22 protein-coding genes are annotated in these 20,322 nt (G+C 44.7%); 12 read left to right on the forward strand and 10 right to left on the reverse strand.

The window, feature by feature from the left end; genetic code table 11:
• Positions 1 to 2: 2 nt before the first annotated feature.
• Positions 3 to 224, reverse strand: a complete 222-nt coding sequence (locus ABZM97_RS02170) for a hypothetical protein (protein ID WP_087993047.1) — start codon at positions 222 to 224, stop codon at positions 3 to 5.
• 125 nt (positions 225 to 349) lie between these two features.
• Between ABZM97_RS02170 and gerKA the strand changes: the two genes are divergently transcribed.
• Genes gerKA through ABZM97_RS02185 form a run of 3 tightly spaced genes read left to right on the forward strand, consistent with a single transcriptional unit; the run spans position 350 to position 4,350 of the window.
• Positions 350 to 1,984: a spore germination protein GerKA gene (gerKA, locus tag ABZM97_RS02175; RefSeq protein ID WP_333516781.1), complete on the forward strand. Its 1,635-nt coding sequence runs from the start codon at positions 350 to 352 to the stop codon at positions 1,982 to 1,984.
• Positions 1,974 to 3,200: a Ger(x)C family spore germination protein gene (locus ABZM97_RS02180; RefSeq protein ID WP_202328874.1), complete on the forward strand. Its 1,227-nt coding sequence runs from the start codon at positions 1,974 to 1,976 to the stop codon at positions 3,198 to 3,200. The genes gerKA and ABZM97_RS02180 overlap by 11 nt, the downstream gene beginning before the upstream one ends.
• A 25-nt stretch (positions 3,201 to 3,225) precedes the next feature.
• Positions 3,226 to 4,350: a spore germination protein gene (locus tag ABZM97_RS02185; RefSeq protein ID WP_367387161.1), complete on the forward strand. Its 1,125-nt coding sequence runs from the start codon at positions 3,226 to 3,228 to the stop codon at positions 4,348 to 4,350.
• A gap of 101 nt (positions 4,351 to 4,451) precedes the next feature.
• Here ABZM97_RS02185 and ABZM97_RS02190 read toward each other — a convergent pair whose 3' ends face one another.
• Together ABZM97_RS02190 and ABZM97_RS02195 are read right to left on the reverse strand one after the other, a co-directional pair.
• A complete protein-coding gene (locus ABZM97_RS02190) occupies positions 4,452 to 5,132 on the reverse strand; it encodes an ABC transporter ATP-binding protein (protein ID WP_289346457.1) in 681 nt (226 codons plus the stop codon).
• Positions 5,133 to 5,147: 15 nt separating this feature from the next.
• Positions 5,148 to 6,611, reverse strand: coding sequence for an ABC transporter permease (locus tag ABZM97_RS02195; RefSeq protein ID WP_202328876.1), 1,464 nt, complete (start codon positions 6,609 to 6,611; stop codon positions 5,148 to 5,150).
• A 212-nt stretch (positions 6,612 to 6,823) separates the two neighbouring features.
• On the opposite strand from ABZM97_RS02195, the gene yclJ reads away from it, so the two are divergent.
• The 4 genes from yclJ (at position 6,824) to phrC (ending at position 10,326) form a co-directional block, all read left to right on the forward strand.
• Positions 6,824 to 7,507 (forward strand): two-component system response regulator YclJ, encoded by a 684-nt coding sequence (gene yclJ, locus ABZM97_RS02200; RefSeq protein ID WP_087993041.1) that lies wholly within the window; start codon positions 6,824 to 6,826, stop codon positions 7,505 to 7,507.
• Positions 7,494 to 8,909 (forward strand): HAMP domain-containing sensor histidine kinase, encoded by a 1,416-nt coding sequence (locus ABZM97_RS02205; protein WP_087993040.1) that lies wholly within the window; start codon positions 7,494 to 7,496, stop codon positions 8,907 to 8,909. Before yclJ ends, ABZM97_RS02205 begins: the two co-directional genes overlap by 14 nt.
• A gap of 162 nt (positions 8,910 to 9,071) precedes the next feature.
• Positions 9,072 to 10,220 carry a response regulator aspartate phosphatase RapC gene (gene rapC / locus ABZM97_RS02210; protein WP_087993039.1) on the forward strand — a complete coding sequence of 383 codons (1,149 nt, stop codon included), beginning with the start codon at positions 9,072 to 9,074 and terminating at the stop codon, positions 10,218 to 10,220.
• Positions 10,204 to 10,326, forward strand: coding sequence for a phosphatase RapC inhibitor PhrC (phrC, locus tag ABZM97_RS02215; protein ID WP_087993038.1), 123 nt, complete (start codon positions 10,204 to 10,206; stop codon positions 10,324 to 10,326). Before rapC ends, phrC begins: the two co-directional genes overlap by 17 nt.
• Positions 10,327 to 10,425: 99 nt before the next feature.
• Here phrC and ABZM97_RS02220 read toward each other — a convergent pair whose 3' ends face one another.
• The 3 genes from ABZM97_RS02220 to ABZM97_RS02230 all read right to left on the reverse strand — a co-directional run bounded on the left by ABZM97_RS02220 (position 10,426) and on the right by ABZM97_RS02230 (position 12,286).
• Positions 10,426 to 10,521 (reverse strand): YjcZ family sporulation protein, encoded by a 96-nt coding sequence (locus ABZM97_RS02220; RefSeq protein ID WP_148962990.1) that lies wholly within the window; start codon positions 10,519 to 10,521, stop codon positions 10,426 to 10,428.
• A gap of 136 nt (positions 10,522 to 10,657) precedes the next feature.
• On the reverse strand, positions 10,658 to 10,771 hold the full coding sequence (locus tag ABZM97_RS02225; RefSeq protein ID WP_039075856.1) for a YjcZ family sporulation protein: 114 nt from the start codon (positions 10,769 to 10,771) through the stop codon (positions 10,658 to 10,660).
• Between the two features lie 150 nt (positions 10,772 to 10,921).
• Positions 10,922 to 12,286 carry an aspartate kinase gene (locus tag ABZM97_RS02230; RefSeq protein WP_087993036.1) on the reverse strand — a complete coding sequence of 455 codons (1,365 nt, stop codon included), beginning with the start codon at positions 12,284 to 12,286 and terminating at the stop codon, positions 10,922 to 10,924.
• Between the two features lie 386 nt (positions 12,287 to 12,672).
• On the opposite strand from ABZM97_RS02230, the gene yclN reads away from it, so the two are divergent.
• From yclN to ABZM97_RS02250, 4 genes are read left to right on the forward strand one after another with little or no spacing between them, the layout of a single operon-like run.
• Complete coding sequence (yclN, locus tag ABZM97_RS02235; protein ID WP_087993035.1) at positions 12,673 to 13,623, forward strand: petrobactin ABC transporter permease YclN; 951 nt, start codon at positions 12,673 to 12,675, stop codon at positions 13,621 to 13,623.
• Positions 13,616 to 14,563 carry a petrobactin ABC transporter permease YclO gene (yclO, locus tag ABZM97_RS02240; RefSeq protein ID WP_367387162.1) on the forward strand — a complete coding sequence of 316 codons (948 nt, stop codon included), beginning with the start codon at positions 13,616 to 13,618 and terminating at the stop codon, positions 14,561 to 14,563. The genes yclN and yclO overlap by 8 nt, the downstream gene beginning before the upstream one ends.
• Entirely contained in the window at positions 14,557 to 15,315 is a 759-nt protein-coding gene (gene yclP / locus ABZM97_RS02245; protein ID WP_087993033.1) for a petrobactin ABC transporter ATP-binding protein YclP, read from the forward strand. Before yclO ends, yclP begins: the two co-directional genes overlap by 7 nt.
• Positions 15,316 to 15,336: 21 nt before the next feature.
• Positions 15,337 to 16,293, forward strand: coding sequence for a siderophore ABC transporter substrate-binding protein (locus ABZM97_RS02250; protein WP_367387163.1), 957 nt, complete (start codon positions 15,337 to 15,339; stop codon positions 16,291 to 16,293).
• A 41-nt stretch (positions 16,294 to 16,334) separates the two neighbouring features.
• On the opposite strand, the gene ABZM97_RS02255 is transcribed toward ABZM97_RS02250, so the two are convergent.
• From ABZM97_RS02255 to ABZM97_RS02270, 4 genes are all read right to left on the reverse strand, one after another.
• On the reverse strand, positions 16,335 to 17,753 hold the full coding sequence (locus ABZM97_RS02255; protein ID WP_087993031.1) for an MDR family MFS transporter: 1,419 nt from the start codon (positions 17,751 to 17,753) through the stop codon (positions 16,335 to 16,337).
• A gap of 19 nt (positions 17,754 to 17,772) precedes the next feature.
• Entirely contained in the window at positions 17,773 to 18,651 is an 879-nt protein-coding gene (locus ABZM97_RS02260; protein ID WP_087993030.1) for a TetR/AcrR family transcriptional regulator, read from the reverse strand.
• Between the two features lie 162 nt (positions 18,652 to 18,813).
• The gene (locus ABZM97_RS02265; protein ID WP_087993029.1) at positions 18,814 to 19,563 is read right to left on the reverse strand and encodes an NADPH-dependent oxidoreductase; all 750 of its coding nucleotides are present in this window, start codon (positions 19,561 to 19,563) and stop codon (positions 18,814 to 18,816) included.
• A gap of 16 nt (positions 19,564 to 19,579) precedes the next feature.
• Entirely contained in the window at positions 19,580 to 19,867 is a 288-nt protein-coding gene (locus ABZM97_RS02270) for a putative quinol monooxygenase (protein ID WP_003225015.1), read from the reverse strand.
• Between the two features lie 140 nt (positions 19,868 to 20,007).
• Between ABZM97_RS02270 and ABZM97_RS02275 the strand changes: the two genes are divergently transcribed.
• Positions 20,008 to 20,322: a helix-turn-helix transcriptional regulator gene (locus tag ABZM97_RS02275; RefSeq protein ID WP_087993028.1), complete on the forward strand. Its 315-nt coding sequence runs from the start codon at positions 20,008 to 20,010 to the stop codon at positions 20,320 to 20,322.

The raw sequence follows: 20,322 nt of genomic DNA on the forward strand, positions 1-20,322 counted from the left end.
TTCTAGGGGTTCTTTTTTTTCGATTTATACATCAAGAATATTTCTCTGCTCAATTCCAACATAAAAAATAAAAACACGATCCACTCAGCAAACGTTGTCATTTTGAAGCTGGACATATTGTTGTATATGGCTTTTATCAAGCTGAACCCTTGCAGCGTGTCCATGAAAACAGAAATAACTAACAGACAAAACAATAAAAGCGCGGTCACGCCTAATATCTTCATGATTGATCACCCTCCGCCTTTTAGTTTCTATCTTTATCAGAGAGTTATACCGCTCGCCGGACACATGCATAATCTTAACGCCTAAAGGGAGAATATGAGAAAACGACAAAGAAAGGTATTTGTGTATGCCTTTATTTTCAAAGCGAAAGAACAATACCGATGCAAAAGACAAGCAGAATACAGAAGAAAAGAATCACGAACAGCAGAAAGAAAAAGAAAGGCCGGTTCTCATTTCCCCAAGTTTGGAAAAAAACATAGCGGAAATGAAGAAGGAAGTCGGAAGCAGCGCTGATGTCATCATTCGCGAGATCAAAATCGGGGAACAGGAGCGTGTCCGCCTCGCCGTTATTTATATTGCGGGTCTGGTCGATAATAACACGCTTCATGAATCCTTAATTGAGCCTTTGGTTGAAGACCAGTCCATTCAAAATTCTCATGCGATCCAGCAGATTCTAGAAAAAACGCTTCCGCTGGGCGGGGTGAAAGCGGATAAGGATTGGGACAAGCTTTTTTCTGAATTAATGCTCGGCAATGCGCTGGTTTTTGCAGACGATTCAGAAGAGGCGCTGATCTGCAGCACACAGGGCGGAGAAAAGCGCTCCATCCAAGAGCCGAGCACCCAGGTGTCCTTTCGCGGCCCGCGCCAAGGGTTTACAGAGTCTCTTCAAACCAATATTTCCATGGTCCGACGATACATCAAAAATCCGAATGTATGGGTAGAGAAAATGAAAATCGGATCTGTAACACACACGGATGTCGCGCTGATGTACATTCATGGCATTTGTGAGGAAAAGGTGCTGAAGGAAGTTCGCTCACGCCTGAAAAGAATAGATATTGACAGTATTTTAGAGTCGGGATATATCGAGCAGCTGATTGAAGATGAAACATTTACAACGTTTCCGACCATGTATCATACAGAACGCCCTGATGTTGTAGCGGGAAATCTGCTGGAAGGAAGATTTGCGATCCTTGTGGACGGAACGCCGTTTGTTCTGATTGCCCCGGCCTTATTTGTTCAATTCTTTCAGTCTGTTGAAGATTATTATTCGCGCTTTGACATTGCGACAAGCATAAGGATACTGCGGGTTTTAGTCTTTTTTATTTCACTTGTGGCGCCGGCTGTTTACGTGGCGGCCACGACGTTTCATCAGGAAATGATTCCCACACAGCTTTTGGTTGTCATTGCCGCCCAGCGGGAAATTGTCCCATTTCCGGCTGTTGTCGAAGCACTCACGATGGAGATTGCGTTTGAGATTCTCAGAGAAGCGGGAGTCAGGCTTCCGCGTGTCGTCGGCTCGGCGGTGTCTATCGTAGGTGCGCTTGTTATCGGCCAGGCCGCCGTACAGGCTGGCATCGTCTCTCCGGCTATGGTCATCATCGTTGCCCTCACGGCTATTGCCAGCTTTGCAACACCGGCGTTTGCGATGGCGATTTCAGCCCGGCTCATTCGGTTCATCTTTATTATTGCATCAGCTATTATAGGATTTTACGGGCTGATTTTAGGGATTATTATCATGATTGTCCATTTATGCAGCCTTCGTTCCTTTGGCGTTCCTTATATGTCGCCGCTTGCTCCCTATTCTTCTCAAGGTGTAAAGGACACGCTGTTTAGGGTGCCGTGGTGGGCCGATGAAAAACGGCCGGAATCAATCAGCAAGAAAGATAAAGTGCGCCAGTCAAAACATCAGCGGCCTTTGCCTGACGCTTCACGGGGAATGGTGAACAAAGAACTGGAAGAAGGGGATAAGGATGATACGTAATCGTGTATTAGCCGTTATCATGCTTTTAAGCATCATTGTGCTGCCCGGCTGCTGGGATAAGCGGGAACTGACGGACCTGGCGATTATTTCGGCAATTGGCATTGATAGAACAAATGAAGGAAACTATGTACTGCATTTTCAAATTATCAATCCCGGAAATGTAGCCGGCGGGCTTCAGGGAGGCGGCGCGGGAGACAGGCCGCCTGTATCCGTTTATTCGATTGAAGGTGACAACATGACGGAAGCGCTTAGAAAAGCCTCGATGAAAGTATCAAGGCGGCTTTACTTTGCCCATACGAATCTGATCGTGATCAGTGAAAAGCTGGCGAAAGAGGAAGGGTTGGATTTTGTGTTAGATAATCTTGACCGCGACACAGAATTCAGAACAACAGCCACAGTGGTCATCGCTCATAAAACGAAAGCGGAAAACATTGTGAAAACCCTGACCCCGATTGACAAAATTCCGTCAAATAAAGTCAATAAAACACTCGACTTTACACAGGCCCAATATGGGCGGGTCATTAAAACAAATATTCAGGACGTCATAAAAACTCTTGCTGCTTCGACACAAGCGCCGGTCATACCCGGGTATTTGATGATCGGTGACAGCGAAAAAGGGATCAGCCTGGAAAATACACAGGCGACTGATCCGAAAGCGATTCTTCAGGCGAACGGTTTAGCGGTCTTCGATAAAACCGGCCATTTAAAATATTGGATTGAAGATGATACGGTAAGCTCCGGTGTGGTTTGGCTTAAGAATCAAATTCAGCACACGTATATTAATACCGATTGGGGCAAGACAAAGGATGCGGTAAGCTTACAGATCACGCATCAAGTCACAAAGCTAAGCCCCGAGATGCGTAACGGCCGCCCGCGAATTCATGTTCATGTCACTGTCGAAGGCATCATAGACGCGGTCAAATACCCGTTTCAATTGTCTGATCCAAAGGTGCTGGCAAGCATCGAAAAAGCGCTAAACAAAGAATTGGAACATGAAATCAGCAGAACTGTTAAAACCATTAAAAAGAATAAAATAGATTTTATCGGATTTGGAGAGACGATCTACAGAAAGTATCCAAAGCAGTGGGAAAAAATGAAACGCACATGGGACAAAGAGTATTTGCCTGAACTGCCTGTCGATGTAAAGGCGGAGACGTATATCAGAAGAACGGGATTGCGTAATAATCCGCTCAGGCACCAGCTTGACTATGAATAGGCCTTAGAGAAAGGGGAAGTGACAGATGGAAAAAGCCCAAATCAGCATAAGGCAGCTGTTTGTCATGATTATCATTTTTGAGCTGGGCAGCTCCTTATTGATTACCCCGGGGACGATTGCGGGCCGTGATGCTTGGATAGCAGTGCTTTTGGGCTGTGCGGGCGGTTTGTTTCTGTTTTATTTGTATCAGGGCATATACCAATGCTACCCGGACTTTTCCCCGAAAGAATATATGGATGATATGCTCGGCACCACGCTCAGCTGGATTTTTTCATTTCTCTATATCTTATACTTTGCCTATATTGCCGCCCGGGTGCTGCGTGATTTCGGAGAAATGCTGCTGACGTTTGCATATCATGATACACCTATCATTATTGTCAATGCGCTATTAATAGTCGTAAGCATTTATGCAGTCAGAAAAGGGATTGAAGTGCTGGCCCGGTCAGCGGAACTTCTTTTTGGGGCCATGTATTTATTAGGTGCGCTCGGTCTCGTACTGCTTATTGTATCAGGCTCTGTAGAACCGCAAAATTTAAAACCGGTTTTAGCAGACGGCGTTTATCCTATCGTTCACTCGGTTTTTACGCAAACGATGTATGTACCGTTCGGTGAGGTTGTTTTATTTGTGATGATTTTTCCTTATCTCAGTGATCGTAAAGGTGTAAAAAAAACGGGGATGCTTGCCATGATCATCAGCGGATTGGTTGTGACGCTTACCGTGGCGATTAATATCAGTGTGCTTGATGTTGATTTGACATTGAGATCTCAGTTTCCGCTATTAAGCACAATTCAGACGATCAAGGTTGAAGAATTTTTAGACCGTCTCGACGTCCTTTTTATGCTGGCGCTGATTATCGGCGGTTTCTTTAAGGTCAGCCTTTATTTATACGCGGTGGTGGTGGGCGCGTCCACGCTTTTTAAGGAAAAGAACCCTTCTCAACTGGCTTATCCGATGGGATTTGGCATCTTAGTCCTTTCCATTACGATTGCGACCAACTTTTCGGAGCATTTGAACGAAGGCCTGAATGTGGTGCCGCTCTATATTCATTTGCCTTTTCAGTTTTTGTTTCCGCTTTTCTTGTTTATCTTAGCCGTTTGGAAAAAGAAGAGAAGAGAGAAATTAAAGCCGTCGGAAGAAAAGAAACAATAAAAAGAGCGGGGGGATGCAGCCGCCGCTCTTTTTACGTTCACTTCTATATAAAAGGGGGATATAGGTTGCGCCCCTGTCTGCACTGGCAGAGGCGCGTTTTGTTATACGACTGCGACGTTTTCCTTCACAGTAAAGCTTCCTCTTGAAAGCCTGATGTTGATGTCCGAGACTTTCGCAATTTGCTCATCGTGCGTCACCATGATGACGCATTTATTTTCCTTGTGCGCCAGATCTTGAAAGAGCCGCACTATTTCTTTTGATGTATCCTCATCAAGGTTCCCTGTCGGTTCATCGGCTGCGATGAGATCCGTGTCACAGCAGAAAGCCCTTGTAATTGAAACCCGCTGCTGCTGTCCGCCGCTCAGTGTCAGCACTTTTTGCCGGGCTTGTTTTTCATTGATGCCGACCTTCTGGAGCATTTCCAGCGCGTACGCTTCTTTGTTCTTTTCTTTAGAACCTGTGATTTCCATTGCGGTTGTGACGTTTTGAAGAGCTGTCATATATGGGAGCAGGTTGTACGCCTGAAAGACAATGGATACATATTGATTTCTGAAATTTGTTAAGCCGATTTTGGAAACAGCTTTTCCGCCGTAAAGAATCGTTCCTTCTTTTGGTGCGTCAAGTCCGCCTGCCAGAGACAGGAAAGTGGTTTTTCCTGTCCCTGATGTGCCGACGATCGTGTAGAATTTTCCTTTTTGAAAGCTGATGTTGATATCCTGAAACAATGGTTGGCTCTTGTCTTTATACCAGTAGCCGACTTGTTGAAATTCTAATAAGCTCATAGGTTTCGCCTCTTTCTATTCCTGTTTTGTCAATATCATTTTCGGATGGAGCCGCAGTACTGAAATAGACGGCAGCAATGTTGCGATGATGGCGATTAAGATGCCGATTCCGCCAAGAACAAGCATGTCGTTCATAGAAACCGCGACGTTCAGTGAATCAATGACATTCGTGTTTGCTGAGCTGTGGCCGAACATTCCGCCGCCCATTCCGCCGCCAGGCATTTGTCCGTTTTGTGCGCTTGCGTTTTGCGTTGAATCAGTTGATGAACTGACCTGCTGGGATAAAAGCTGATTTCCGAGCTGGTTTGCGACTAGATTTCCCGTCACTGATGCAAGACCGATGGCGATAACGGCCACGATCAAAATCTCAGCTAAGAACTGTCCGATCAATTTCCAGCGTTTTTCACCGATGGCCATTAATACGCCCATCTCATATTTTCGTTCTCTGGTTGACATCATAACAATCAGGCCGAGAATGACCGCGCCCGCCGCTGATACAAGGTACACGACGTTTTTAGAGAATGAAGCCACATTTTCAATCGGACCGACCATTTGCTGGTAAAGCTGGTCGTTTGTATTCAGTGTGTACGTATCAAAATCAATTGATGTTTTCTTCGCTGCTTTTACGAAAGCATCCATATTTTTCGCATCGTCCATATAGTAAACAGCTGAGTCGATTGTGTTTTTATAGTCGTCACCTTTCAGCGCCGCTGTTGCTGTGTAAGGTGTGTACAGCTTGTTGTAAGGATTTAAAAAAGAGAAATTCTGGGCTTGGTCGTCGCCTGAAGACGTTGTTTTATAGATACCGACAATCTTCAGCGTCACCGTTGTATCTTCATCCGTGGCTGATTCAATTGTGATCGAATCACCTACGCTTAAATCATTTTCTTCCGCTAATGTTTCATTAATCACTGTTATTTTTTTGCCGACGTCTGATTTTGTAATCGCGCGTCCGTCTGTGATTTTTGAATCTCCGTCAGAGAAATCATCGACTAACGCTGTGCTGATGACACCTTCAATCGAAAGATCGGCTTGAACCATTTGCGGTCCGCCTTGTCCGCCGCCTTGGCTGTTTTTCGTATTTGTGCTTGAACTGCTTGAACTGGAATCACTTGAACTAGAGCTTTCAATCGCATCAAAGTTTCCTGCGTTGGCTGAAGCTGATGTGGTGTAGTTGTAGCTCTTCACATGATCAAGTGCTGCAAGTTTATTCGCATCAGATACTTTGATCGGTGTTGATTCGAAGCTGCGCTTTTCTCCGCTGTCCTGCTGTTTTTCCATTTGCTTTTGGCGGTCCACCTGGAGCGTCACGCTTCCGCCTAGCTCCTGTCTGGCCAGTTCGCTTGATTTTTGTGCTGCCGACTGAATGGTGAGGCCTGACAGAACAAAGACACATATGACTGTAAACACAAATAATTGCAATAACGTTTTTCCCTTTTTCGCCTTCATATTCCAAAAGGCCCGTTTGATAAAGTTCATGTATGTTCCTCCGTATAGGTAGTTTTATTGATAAGGCCGCCTGTGGAGCGGGCCCGCTTGCTGATAAATTAATAGTAGTCCTAAGGTATGAAAAAACTATGAACAATGTATTGCTAGTTGATTAAATAAAAACTAACAATTGTGAAACACAAAACCTCCTGTGCAAAATGGTGCTATGATATAGAAAAGCATCAAAACAACCGGAGGATCTAATGAAAATATTAATGATAGAAGATAACGTTAGTGTATGTACGATGACGGAGATGTTCTTTTTTAAGGAAGGTTTTGAAGCGGAATTCGTTCATGACGGGTTAGAGGGGTACCAGCGTTTTACGGAGGATAATTGGGATCTGATCATTTTGGACATTATGCTTCCCTCTATGGACGGCATGACCATCTGCAGAAAAATAAGAGAGACAAGCACGGTTCCGATTATCATGCTGACTGCCAAAGACACTGAATCAGATCAGGTTATCGGTTTTGAGATGGGAGCGGACGATTATGTCACGAAGCCGTTCAGTCCGCTGACGTTGGTTGCCCGCATCAAAGCCGTTATCAGAAGATATCAGGCGACAGGCAAGGCGGTTATGGATGATGATATGATCGAATCTGAATGTTTTACAATTAATAAGAAGACGAGAGAAGTATTCTTAAACGGAGAGCCTGTGGAAAACCTCACGCCGAAGGAATTCGATCTGCTTTATTACCTGGTCCAAAATCCGCGGCAGGTGTTCTCCAGAGAACAGCTGCTTGAGCAGGTATGGGGCTATCAGTTCTACGGAGATGAGCGAACGGTCGACGTTCATATTAAACGGCTGCGGAAAAAGCTTGCCAGCGAGGACAAGCCTTTCCTATATACGGTGTGGGGAGTAGGGTATAAATTTGATGAAGATTAAATATTTATATCAGCTGCTGCTGAGCCATATCAGTATTTTGATTTTAGCGTTTGTCATTATCATTTCTCTCTTTTCCCACTTTGTGAAAGAGTTTGCCTATCAAAACAAAGTAGAGGAATTGACGTCATATGCTGTGCAGATCGCAAACGAATTCCAAGGCGGCCAGATTGACATGCACAGGCTGTACCCGTATCAGGACTTGCTGAGCACGAGAAAGACACAATTCATGCTCTTTGATGAAAAGCAACGCCCTTACTTCATGCCCGAAGGTTTTCCGCCAAGAGAAAAGCTTAAGAAATCAGAGTGGAGTAAGCTGAAGAAAGGGCAGACTGTCATGATCAGAGCGGATGGCCGTTTCGATGATGAAGTCTCTCTTGTGGCGCAGCCTATTTATGTCCAGAACGAATTTAAAGGGGCCGTTCTACTGATTTCTCCGATCAGCGGTGTTGAACAGATGGTCAATCAAGTTAATCTCTACATGTTTTATGCCGTGATCAGCACGCTTGCCATTTCCATTCTCGTTAGCTGGCTGCTATCGAAATTCCATGTGAAACGGATTGAAAAGCTAAGAGAAGCGACGGATAAAGTGGCTTCCGGTGATTATGACATTCACTTGGAAAGCAGCTACGGGGACGAAATCGGCGTGCTGGCGTCTGATTTTACGATCATGGCGAAAAAATTAAAGCAATCAAGGGATGAAATCGACCGCCTTGAGAAGCGGAGAAGACAGTTTATCGCTGATGTATCACACGAATTAAAAACACCGCTGACGACGATTAACGGCTTGGTTGAAGGACTGAACAGCCATACGATTCCTGATGATAAGAAGGAAAAATGCTTCTCGCTCATCAGTGAGGAAACAAAGCGCATGCTGCGGCTCGTCAAAGAAAATCTAGATTATGAAAAAATCAGATCCCAGCAAATTACCTTGAACAAGCTCGATGTTCCGCTGATTGAGGTTTTTGAAATTGTGAAAGAGCACTTGGAACAGCAGGCGGAAGAAAAGCAAAACAAGCTGACGATTCAGGTAGAGGATCACGTCATCGTTCACGCCGATTACGACCGGCTCATTCAAATCCTCGTCAACATGACAAAAAACAGTATCCAATTTACGCAAAACGGTAACATTTGGCTGCGCGGAATAGAAGGATATAAAGAGACGATTATCGAAATTGAAGATACGGGAGTCGGCATCTCAAAAGAGGATATTGAGCATATTTGGGAGCGGTTCTACAAAGCTGATATTTCAAGAACGAACACGGCATACGGGGAATACGGACTCGGTCTCTCCATCGTCAAGCAGCTCGTTGAAATGCATCAGGGCACAGTAGAAATCAAGAGTGAAGAAGGAAAAGGCACAACATTCATCATCCGCCTTCCTTTAACGGCAAAACAGCCATAACATACAGGGCGGCGGCATCATGAGGTGCAACCGCCTTTTTTGCGTATCACTTCGGTTTATTGCGTGCTCCCGAAACAAAGATTGCGTGTTTTTCGGGTTGGGACGGTCTGTAAACATGATAAAATATGACATAAACAGTTTTTGATGGGAGAGGGTGAAGGAATGAAGAGCGGGGTGATTCCTTCTTCAGCGGTCGGTCAAAAAATTAACGAGTGGTACAAATATATCCGCACATTCAGCGTGCCGGATGCCGAAGTGTTAAAAGCTGAAATCCAGCAGGAACTGAAACACATGCAGCATGATTCCAACTTGCTGCTCTATTATTCACTAATGGAATTTCGCCACCAGCTTATGCTTGATTATCTTGAGCCGTTAGAGAAATTAAATATCGAGGACCAGCCAAGCCTGTCTGAATTATCAAGAAACATTGACAGCAACCAGGCGGATCTCAAAGGGCTGCTCGACTACTATGTGAATTTTTTCCGCGGGATGTATGAATTTGATAAGCGGGAATTTATTTCTGCCATTACATACTATAAACAGGCGGAAAAGAAGCTCTCCTTTGTCGCAGACCATATTGAACGGGCTGAATTCTATTTTAAAATCGCGGAAGCTTATTATTATATGAAGCAAACGTACTTTTCACTGATCAATATAAAAAACGCCTATGAAATTTATGTGGAGCAGGAAACCTATAATGTGAGAATCATTCAATGCCATTTCGTCTACGGGGTTAACCTGATGGATGAAAGGAATTTTGAACAAGCCGCAAGCCATTTTAAATTGGCGCTCGATATGGCCGAAGCAGAACAAAAAGCCCAGCTGGTCGGAAGAGCATACTACAATCTCGGACTATGCTATTACAATCAAGACATTCTCGACCCTGCTATTGACTACTTTGAAAAAGCGGTCTCCACGTTTGAAAGCAGCCGGATTATCAATTCACTGCCGCAAGCCTATTTTTTAATCACCCTGATTTATTATAAACGGGGAAAACATGATAAAGCTTCGGCATATCACAAGCGGGGCTATGAATATGCTAAAGAAACAGACGATGCAGATTACGCGGTAAAATTCGAGTTTTTGAAATCCCTATATCAGGATCAGCCCAATGAAATAGGAATCGAACGATGTTTCCAATACTTAAAAAATAAAAATATGTACGCTGATATAGAGGATTTAGCCCTAGAAGTAGCAAAATATTACTATGAACAGAAATGGTTTAAACTGTCTGCTTCCTACTTTCTAAAAGTTGAAGAGGCAAGAAAACAAATACAAAGGAGTGAAGGTTTGTATGAAATTGAAATCTAAGTTGTTTGTTATTTGTTTAGCCGCGGCTGCAATTTTTACAGCGGCTGGCGTCTCAGCTAACGCGGAAGCACTCGACTTTCATGTGGCGGAAAGAGGAATGACGTAAGAACCAGCCCCTTCTCATTAGTGAGAAGGGGTTTTTTACAGAAACAGCGCCGCAAGACATGTATGTCACGGCGCTGCTCTTCACCGGAGAATATTTTTCTTAGTATCCCCCGTTATAAAATGCAGTACCCACAATAATCAAGAGGATAAATAACACAACGATCAAAGTAAATGAGTTTCCTCCATAACCTGACATCTTGTGCCACCTCCTTGTGAGATTACATTATCATATGCTGAATGATCACAGAGGATTGGGTATGGACCATATAAAAAACAAAAACGCCGTAAGATTAATTTGTCTTACGGCGCCATACGAGGTAAGTGAAAAAGGTTTAGTAGAAGCCGCCGCCTACATAAGCGGCTCCAACAATAATCAAAAGAATAAACAATACAACGATTAAAGCGAATGAATTATTGTAACCGCCGCCGCCAGTGTATCCTGACATAAGGCTTCACCTCCCTATAATGGATACTATAAGGTATGCAGAACAGGTCCGTTTGTCAGGGCCATTAGAGGACAAGAGAAAAAATGGACACAGCTATGAGCCAGATGGGCATAAAAAAATAGCGGGCGTTTGCGCCCGCTATTTATGTAATTAAGAGATCAGCACGCCCGCGAAAAATTCCTGATATAACGCTTGAACGGCTTTTCTTTCTTCGGCTTCTTTTACGCCGAACATCATGCTCACTTCAGAAGATCCCTGATTGATCATTTCGATATTCACTTTTGCCTCTGATAATGCCTTGGCCGCTCTCGCCGTTGTGCCGACATTGTGGCGCATCGCTTCTCCAACAACCATAATCAGTGCGAGATGATGCTCGACAATCACTTCGTCGGCGTGCAGCTCCTCTTGAATCTGTTTGATCACACTGCGTTCAGTGACGGCATCCATTTGACCCTCCCGTAAGATGATGGTCATGTCATCAATTCCCGATGGAACATGCTCATACGTCAATCCGTGCTCCTCCAAGATTTGAAGGGCTTTGCGCCCAAATCCGATTTCTCTGTTCATTAAATATTTGCTGATATAAATGCTGCAAAAGCCGGTATCGCTGGCAATGCCGACGACAGGGCCGTTTGTGTTATCCCGCTTGCTCACGACGCGTGTGCCTTGGGCTGACGGGTTGTTCGTATTTTTGATTTGTACGGGAATCCCCGCTCTGAACGCCGGAATGAGCGCTTCATCATGAAAAACTGAAAAGCCCGCATAGGACAGCTCCCGCATCTCTCTGTATGTCAGTTCGCTGATTTCCTTTGGATTCTCAACGAAGGACGGATTGACAGAGTACACAGCGTCCACGTCTGTAAAGTTTTCGTACAAATCAGCTTGAAGTCCGTTGGCGAGAATGGAACCGGTAATATCAGAACCGCTCCGTGAGAATGTGATCACATCGCCATCCTTGCTGAATCCGAAAAAACCGGGAAAAATAATGAGGCTGTCACGTTCCCGAAGACGATAGAGGTTTTGATAGGATTCAGGAAGAACTTGCGCGTTGCCGGGTTCATGTGTCACAAAAAGGCCGGCGTCCTTCGGGTTGACATATTCCGCTTTGACGCCTTTATGGCGGAAATAGGCGGCGATCAGCTTGGCGTTGTTATCCTCCCCGCTGGCTTTGACTGCGTCAAGATACTGCTCGGGATCGTTTTTATCTCCTTCTAAAAGCGTAAACAGATCATCGCGGATTTTTTCGATAATGCTTTGCTCCAGCTGAAGCTCATTGGCGATGAGGGCATACCGTTCCATAACAGCTTCCGCCAATTCAGGGGCGCTGCCTGATGCCAAATATTGTTCTGCACATGCGATTAAGAGATCAGTCACTTTCGTATCCTCAGCATAGCGTTTTCCCGGAGCTGAAACGACTACAGCTTTCCGTGCCGGATCTGAGGTTACGATGTGAAACACCTTTTCAAGCTGAGCGCCTGAAGCGAGTGAGCTGCCTCCGAATTTAACGACCTTCATGTTTACATCTCCTAATGTTTAAAATTTTCTCACAAATTTAGTATTTATTATCTCTCTTTCAGTCCTGTAAATCAAGGGGTAATTTCTTTCTGGAATGAACATTTGTATTTTCCACGAGGAACGATGTCAGGTTTGTTGACCGTATACATGCGTTGTGAAGATAAATATGGTAAACAGCCTAACGATTTGGGATTTGAAAATGATGATAACGATGAGTAAAATTGATTATATGATCAGATTAATATTTTGAAAGAATATTGACTAACACTAGAAAAATGGTAATATGTAAATGATAATGATAATCAATTACTATATGGCCATATTGTTTTGAGTCCTTGCGGAGTAGGAGATACGTTCTTTTTGCTGTAAGGATGTGAGGAGGCAGCATGAAGCTACGTTACTTATTTATTCTACTTATCATATTAGCAGTCACATCTGTATTTATCGGCGTAGAAGATCTGTCGCCGCTTGATCTCTTTGATTTAAGCAAACAAGAGGCGTCAACGCTGTTTGCAAGCCGTTTGCCGCGATTGATCAGCATCATTATCGCGGGTTTAAGCATGAGCATCTGCGGTTTGATTATGCAGCAGATCACCAGAAACAAATTCGTGTCACCGACAACCGCGGGCACAGTGGATTGGGCGAGGCTCGGCATTTTAATTTCTTTGCTGCTGTTTACATCCGCCAGTCCTTTAATCAAAATGCTGATCGCGTTTGTCTTTGCCCTTGCAGGAAATTTTCTGTTTATGAAAATCCTTGAAAGAATCAAGTTTAACGACACCATCTTTATTCCGCTTGTCGGTTTAATGCTTGGGAATATCGTCAGTTCAATCGCGACATTTATCGCATATAAATATGACTTGATTCAGAATGTGTCATCATGGCTTCAGGGAGACTTCTCTTTAGTCGTGAAAGGAAGATACGAGCTTCTTTATCTGAGTATTCCGCTCGTCATCATTGCCTATTTGTATGCGGATAAATTTACAGTGGCCGGTATGGGAGAAAGCTTTTCTGTCAACCTCGGCCTGAAGTACAAGCGGGTTGTGAACATCGGGCTCATGATCGTGTCCCTGATCACGTCTCTTGTCATTTTGACTGTCGGTATGCTTCCGTTTCTCGGTTTGATTATCCCGAATATTGTATCGATTTACAGAGGAGACAATCTAAAGAACAGCCTGCCGCACACGGCGCTATTGGGAGCGGTTTTTGTGCTGTTTTGCGATATATTGGGCAGAATCATTATCTTCCCTTATGAAATCTCGATTGGCCTGATGGTCGGAATCATCGGCAGCGGCATTTTCCTGTTTATGCTGTTAAGGAGAAAAGCTTATGCGTAACCAGATGAAAATTGCGATGCTCGTTGGTTTAGCCATTGTTTGTATTGGCTTGTTTTTGTTTTATGACGTAGGCAATTGGGATTACACCCTGCCGAGAAGAATCAAAAAGGTCGCTGCCATTGTGCTGACGGGAGGAGCGATTGCGTTTTCGACGATGATCTTTCAAACGATTACGAACAACCGCATCCTGACGCCGAGCATCTTGGGCCTTGATTCTCTCTACATGCTGATTCAGACCGGCATTATCTTTTTATTCGGTTCTACAAATATGGTCATCATGAATAAAAACATGAACTTTATCATCTCTGTTCTGCTGATGATCGTGTTTTCTCTAGTTTTGTATCAGCTCATGTTTAAGGGAGAGGGGAGAAATATCTTTTTCCTTCTGCTCGTTGGAATCGTGTTTGGCACACTGTTCAGCAGCCTGTCTTCCTTTATGCAGATGCTGATTGATCCGAATGAGTTTCAAGTGGTGCAGGACAAGATGTTTGCCAGCTTTAACAACATCAATACGGATTTGTTATGGCTCGCGTTCATCATCTTCCTGCTGACAGGCGTTTACGTCTGGCGTTTTACGAAGTTTTTTGACGTGCTGTCGCTCGGGCGCGAGCACGCCGTGAATTTGGGCATTGACTACGACAAAGTGGTGAAGCAGATGCTGGTCGTGGTTGCGATCCTTGTTTCTGTTTCAACAGCGCTAGTCGGGCCGATTATGTTTTTAGGCCTTCTTGTCGTCAACCTGGCGAGAGAATTCCTGAAAACGTATAAGCATTCATACTTAATCGCAGGCTCTGTCTTCATCAGCATCATTGCGCTGGTGGGAGGACAGTTTGTGGTTGAGAAAGTGTTTACCTTTTCAACGACGCTGAGCGTCATTATCAATTTTGCCGGCGGGATTTATTTTATCTACTTGCTGTTAAAGGAGAATAAATCATGGTAGAGGTCAAAAATGTAAGCAAACAATATGGCGGGAAAGTGGTCCTTGAAGAGACATCAGTCACGATTCAAAAGGGCAAAATTACCTCGTTTATCGGTCCAAACGGCGCCGGCAAAAGCACGCTGCTGTCTATAATGAGCCGCCTGATCAAAAAAGATTCCGGCGAGATTTTCATAGACGGCCAAGAGATTGGATCATGCGACAGCAAAGAGCTTGCTAAAAAAATGAGCATTTTGAAGCAGGCGAACCAAATCAATATCAGGCTCACCATCAAAGATCTCGTCAGCTTCGGCAGATTTCCTTACTCACAAGGCCGGCTGACAGAGGAAGACTGGGGTCATATCAACCAGGCGCTCGGCTATATGAAACTGGAAGACATTCAGGACAAATACCTAGATCAGCTGAGCGGCGGACAGTGCCAAAGGGCATTTATCGCAATGGTCATTGCCCAGGACACCGATTATATTTTTCTGGATGAGCCGCTGAACAATCTGGATATGAAACATTCAGTTGAAATTATGAAACTGCTGAAACGGCTGGTGGAGGAGCTTGGAAAAACAATCGTGATCGTTATTCATGATATCAACTTCGCATCCGTCTACTCCGATCATATCGTTGCCTTGAAAAACGGCCGAATCGTAAAAGAGGGGCCGCCCGAGGAGATTATTGAAACCTCTGTGCTTGAAGAAATCTACGATATGACCATCCCGATTCAGACGATTGATCATCAAAGAATAGGTGTTTATTTTTCTTAATCTATAGAAGAGGTGAAGAGCATGAAAAAGTTTGCATTATTATTCATCGCTTTGGTAACGGCAGTTGTCATTTCTGCATGCGGAAACCAAAGTACAAGCAGCAGCAAAGGTTCTGATTCAAAGAATGAACAAATCACAGTGAAACACCTGCTTGACAAAGACGGCACAAAAGTGCCAAAGAACCCTGAAAAAGTAGTCGTGTTTGATTTTGGAAGCTTAGATACGTTAGATAAACTCGGCCTTGATGATAAAGTGGCAGGCCTCCCGAAACAAGCCCTTCCTAAATATCTGTCCCAATTCAAAGATGACAAATATGCGGATGTCGGAAGCTTAAAAGAGCCGGATTTTGAAAAAGTGGCTGAAATAGACCCTGATCTGATCATTATTTCAGGAAGACAATCTGAGTCATACAAAGAATTCTCTGATATCGCGCCGACGATTTACCTTGGCGTGGACACAGCGAAATACATGGAGTCATTTAAGTCAGACGCGGAAACAATCGGTAAGATCTTTGATAAAGAAGATGAAGTAAAAGATGAACTTGCAACAATTGATAGCTCAATTGCAGACCTTAAGAAAACAGCTGAAAAGCTTAACAAAAACGGTCTTGTCATCATGGCGAACGACGGAAAAATCAGCGCGTTCGGTTCTAAATCAAGATACGGCCTGATCCATGACGTATTCGGCGTGACACCGGCTGATAAAAACATCAAAGCCTCTACTCATGGACAAAGTGTTTCTTACGAGTACATTTCAAAAACAAACCCGGATTACCTGTTTGTCATTGACCGCGGTACAGCAATCGGAGAAACATCATCTACAAAACAAGTCGTTGAAAACGATTATGTGAAAAACGTAAACGCAGTGAAATATGATCACGTCGTTTACCTTGATTCTGCTACTTGGTACTTATCAGGAGGCGGACTTGAGTCTATGACGCAAATGATTAAAGAAGTAAAAGACGGTTTAGAGAAGTAAACAAAAGGGCCTCCGCTTAAAAGCGGGGCCTTTTTATGTGATCAGCGTGCCGCCTGCTGTTCGGCAGGGCGCTGAGGTTTCTTTAATGTAAATGATAGAAGGAAGCCGGCAAGTGCGATGCAGGCTGCCACGAGAAATGCGGCGTTCATGCCGTGCAAGGCTGCGTGTTTCACATTTGTCGTGCCTGCGTGTGCCGCCTGGTTGCTCATGACGGACACCAAAAGTGCGGTTCCGATCGAGCCGCCGACCTGACGGATGGTGTTGTTCATCGCTGTTCCATGCGGAATCAGGTGGCGCGGCAACGCGTTGATTCCGGCTGTCGTCACCGGCATCATGATCATGGCGGTACCTAAAAGGCGAACAGTGTATAAAACGACAATCCAAGCGAGTGACGTATGGTCGGTCAGCTGCATGAACGGCAGCGATGTCAGGAAGATGATGCAGAAACCGGCGATTGCCAGCCCTCTTCCGCCGACACGGTCAAAGATTCTGCCGATGATCGGTGACATGAAGCCCATCAGAATGGCTCCCGGAAGAAGCATGAGTCCTGTATCAAAAGCTGTGACGTCTCTGACGTTTTGTGTATAAAGCGGCAGGATGGTTTCCGTACCGATCAATAGTGCGAAGACAAGCGTTCCAAGCAGTGTTGTTAAGCTGAAAACGCCAAACGTAAAGACGCGGAATTCCAGCATCGGTTTTTCAAGTTTCATTTGTCTAGTAATAAATAAAATAAGTGCGACGGCACCCACCAGCAGTGAAATCAAGACGGTTGAACTGGTCCAGCCATAAGATCCAACGCTTGAGAAGCCGTACAGAAGCCCGCCGAATCCAAATGTCGAAAGGATCACTGATAAAATATCAATCTGTGTTTTTCTTAAAGTCGTCACGTTCTTCATCAGGATGCTGGCAAGAATTAAATCAATCACAGCAAACGGAAGAATAATATAAAACAGAGATCTCCAAGAGAAAGCTTCGACTGCCCATCCGGAAAGAGTCGGCCCGATCGCAGGCGCGAATGAGATGACCAATCCAACCATACCCATAGCCTGGCCACGCTTTTCAATCGGAAAGATCGTCAGGAATACGGTCTGCATGAGCGGCATCATAATACCTGCACCTGCTGCTTGAATGATACGCGCTGTCAGCAAAACCGGGAAGTTCGGCGCGAATGCTCCGACGACTGTTCCGGCAGTGAAAATACTCATTGCTATGATGAGCAGCGTCCTGCTCGTGAATTTCTCAATTAAAAACGCCGTAATCGGAATTAAAATCCCGTTGGTTAACATAAATGAAGTTGTCAGCCATTGCGCTTGGTTGGCATCTACATTGAAATCCCTCATAATATGGGGAAGCGCGGTAATTAACAGCGTCTGATTCAAAATCGCGACAAACGCCCCGGCTAATAAAATGCCGACAATGACAGAACGATTAAAAGGTTTTGGTGCAATACTTTTATCCAATACATATCCCTTCTTTTCTCTAAGTAATTAACAGTGTTTTTAACATCGAAACGGGCTGTGTTAAAACACCGGTTTGTTCCAGATAGCCAATCAGTGATTTGAGCAAAAAAGCGCGGGGTTCTTTCTTCTTCGCTTCTTCCTCCAGCATAGCGGCTGCGGATGTCAGTTCATCTACGTCAAAGTCCGCGGGGGGCAGGGAAGAGATGCCTTGGTGTAATTCCTTCAGGCTTTCCGACAACAGGGCTGATTTATCCTTTGGCTTGTAGGAGGATGCTGAATGAATATAAAGCTCGATGGCTTCAGGAGGAAGGAGAGACTGCCGGGTTTCCTTGTTTTTGACAAGCTGATTGAGGGTGCTGATGATAAACGCTGCGATGGGGTCAAGCTCAAGCGGTTTTTCCTCGATTTTGATCAGCATGACAAACTCGCGCATCATGCCGTGAAGAATGATGACTAAATCCCACACAAACGGGAGAATGGTTTCTCCATACGCCTGGATCAGCGAATCGCGGTGCCAGCAAATAATCGTTGATCTGGTCTGATGGATATGCTGTTTGACCCGGTTATTATGCAGCTTAGGGTTCCCGTAGGTCAGCATATTGAAAAACTGCTGGTTCCGCCTGAAGCCTTCCAGCTCCATTTTGACCTTTTGCATCAAACGCTCCTCCGGTGTCAGCGAGGTATTTTCCTGAAGTCTTGAGGCCGCGGCCACCATTTGCTTCTGGTTAAATGACAGCAGCTCTAAAAGCAGATCTTCCTTAGACTGAAACAGCTTATATATCGAAGCTTTTGACATCTTACATTCTTCTGCGATCGCCTGCATAGAAACCGACGTAAAATCCTTTTCTGAAAAAAGCTTTCTCGCAGTTAACAAGATATCTGTTTTTTTATCATGCATCTCATGGCTTCCTTCTTTCTTGAACATTAGAAAACCCATTGGTTCACAGAAAACCAATGAGTAACAATGAAAAAATTTTACCAAATAAACTAAATAGAAGTCAATGGATTTTAACCGGACAATCGAAAGGCCCGCCGGAAAATCCGACAGGCCGGGTGAGGCTTATTTTTCAACTTTAAATCCTTGTTTCTCAAGCATTTCACGGATATGCGGATAGTATAGGCGCTCATAATAGGAAGCGATACTCTGTGACCAGTTTCTTGTTTCTTGTCCGTTTGTCCGTTTACTCATGTATTCAGACATTGTCTCGTCATATGACTGAATGTGGGACGTCAGCTCATCTTGATTCAAATAGGTTTCCTGATGATTGACTGCTTCCTGCGGAAGACGCGGTTTTTTCGCTGAACGGTCAGCTGGATGCCCGATGACAAGGCCGGAAACAGGGAACACATATTTCGGAAGCTCAAGCAGTTCGATCAACTCTTGAGGGTTTCCGCGAACCGCCCCGATAGGAACCGTTCCCAGTCCGAGGGATTCGGCCGCTGCTGTCGCTGTGCCGAGGGCGATACCGGCGTCTACGGCGCCGACAAGAACGGACTCCAATCCGTTTGTGATTTCCATATTGAAATCATGCAGATCTTCAAGCGCGATTTTGGCCCGGTTGAAGTCTGCGCAGAATAGCAAGAAAACAGGAGCCTGATCAATCCAAGGCTGACCGCCTGCCAGTTCGGAGATTTTCTTTTTGCGCTCTTTATCCTGCACTGTGATCACAGTCACTTGCTGCCCGTTGATAGAAGTGGGGGCTGCTTGCACCGCTTGAATGATGTGGTCCAATTGTTCCTGTGCTACAGGTTGATCCGTATAGCTGCGAATCGAGCGGTGGTCTGTTAATGATTTGATGACTTCATTCATATGGGACACCCTTTCCTTACTCGCTAAGCTCTGTGCGGACAACATCAAGAGGGGCGCTCAGCAGTTCTTTTCCTTTTGCGACAAATCCTTGGAAATGCGCAGTTTCATTGTGTGATTTCATCGCCGCTTCATCTTTCCATTGCTCAAGCATCACAAATGTATTTTCTTCACCCACTTTTTCAAATAGGTCGTATTGCGCGTTGCCTTCCTCAGCTCTTGAGTGCTGAACAAGCGATTGTGCCTCGCTCAAAAATTCCTCGCGTTTTTCTGGTTTTACTTTGATGTAAGCTTGTAATACGATCATGTCAATCTCCTCCATCGTTATGCTGATTTTATTGTTCGAATTTAATCGAACTAACTGTATCATGTATTCAAAATGAGGTAAAGGAAAAACCCTCAAATAGTAAAATTGTCATTCTAATTGTTGTGTGATACATTTGTGTCATGAACATTCCAAACCATCCAGAAACAGAAACGTTGCAGCTGACAAAGGTTCTTCACGCACTTAGTGATCCGCTTCGTTTAGAGCTGGTAAAGCAATTAGCTGAAGCGAAAGAAAAAACGTGCGGCACCTGTGCGGATGTACAGGTTGCCAAATCGACCTTGTCGCATCATTTTAAAGTACTGAGAGAATCAGGCATCGCTCAAGTTCGGATAGAAGGAAAGCGCCGGTATTATTCGCTTCGCGCTGAAGACCTTGAAAAGGCGTTTCCCGGCCTGCTTGAAGCCATACTGAATGTTGACCAGGATCGCTGGTGA

It is taken from the genome of Bacillus vallismortis (assembly GCF_040784915.1).
In the GTDB taxonomy this organism is placed as follows: Bacteria; Bacillota; Bacilli; order Bacillales; family Bacillaceae; genus Bacillus; species Bacillus subtilis_G.

Excerpts from the sequence above, each read along its gene's own strand:
- ABZM97_RS02270 (WP_003225015.1), bottom strand. The coding sequence starts at position 19,867 with ATGATCGTATTACAAGCTTACATCAAAGTAAAACCAGAAAAACGCGAG.
- yclJ (WP_087993041.1), top strand. The coding sequence starts at position 6,824 with ATGAAAATATTAATGATAGAAGATAACGTTAGTGTATGTACGATGACG.
- ABZM97_RS02170 (WP_087993047.1), bottom strand. The coding sequence starts at position 224 with ATGAAGATATTAGGCGTGACCGCGCTTTTATTGTTTTGTCTGTTAGTT.
- yclO (WP_367387162.1), top strand. The coding sequence starts at position 13,616 with ATGCGTAACCAGATGAAAATTGCGATGCTCGTTGGTTTAGCCATTGTT.
- ABZM97_RS02220 (WP_148962990.1), bottom strand. The coding sequence starts at position 10,521 with ATGTCAGGTTATGGAGGAAACTCATTTACTTTGATCGTTGTGTTATTT.
- ABZM97_RS02230 (WP_087993036.1), bottom strand. The coding sequence starts at position 12,286 with ATGAAGGTCGTTAAATTCGGAGGCAGCTCACTCGCTTCAGGCGCTCAG.
- ABZM97_RS02190 (WP_289346457.1), bottom strand. The coding sequence starts at position 5,132 with ATGAGCTTATTAGAATTTCAACAAGTCGGCTACTGGTATAAAGACAAG.
- gerKA (WP_333516781.1), top strand. The coding sequence starts at position 350 with ATGCCTTTATTTTCAAAGCGAAAGAACAATACCGATGCAAAAGACAAG.
- ABZM97_RS02275 (WP_087993028.1), top strand. The coding sequence starts at position 20,008 with ATGAACATTCCAAACCATCCAGAAACAGAAACGTTGCAGCTGACAAAG.
- yclN (WP_087993035.1), top strand. The coding sequence starts at position 12,673 with ATGAAGCTACGTTACTTATTTATTCTACTTATCATATTAGCAGTCACA.
- ABZM97_RS02265 (WP_087993029.1), bottom strand. The coding sequence starts at position 19,563 with ATGAATGAAGTCATCAAATCATTAACAGACCACCGCTCGATTCGCAGC.
- ABZM97_RS02250 (WP_367387163.1), top strand. The coding sequence starts at position 15,337 with ATGAAAAAGTTTGCATTATTATTCATCGCTTTGGTAACGGCAGTTGTC.
- ABZM97_RS02180 (WP_202328874.1), top strand. The coding sequence starts at position 1,974 with ATGATACGTAATCGTGTATTAGCCGTTATCATGCTTTTAAGCATCATT.
- phrC (WP_087993038.1), top strand. The coding sequence starts at position 10,204 with ATGAAATTGAAATCTAAGTTGTTTGTTATTTGTTTAGCCGCGGCTGCA.
- yclP (WP_087993033.1), top strand. The coding sequence starts at position 14,557 with ATGGTAGAGGTCAAAAATGTAAGCAAACAATATGGCGGGAAAGTGGTC.
- ABZM97_RS02185 (WP_367387161.1), top strand. The coding sequence starts at position 3,226 with ATGGAAAAAGCCCAAATCAGCATAAGGCAGCTGTTTGTCATGATTATC.
- ABZM97_RS02225 (WP_039075856.1), bottom strand. The coding sequence starts at position 10,771 with ATGTCAGGATACACTGGCGGCGGCGGTTACAATAATTCATTCGCTTTA.
- ABZM97_RS02260 (WP_087993030.1), bottom strand. The coding sequence starts at position 18,651 with ATGCATGATAAAAAAACAGATATCTTGTTAACTGCGAGAAAGCTTTTT.
- ABZM97_RS02195 (WP_202328876.1), bottom strand. The coding sequence starts at position 6,611 with ATGAACTTTATCAAACGGGCCTTTTGGAATATGAAGGCGAAAAAGGGA.
- rapC (WP_087993039.1), top strand. The coding sequence starts at position 9,072 with ATGAAGAGCGGGGTGATTCCTTCTTCAGCGGTCGGTCAAAAAATTAAC.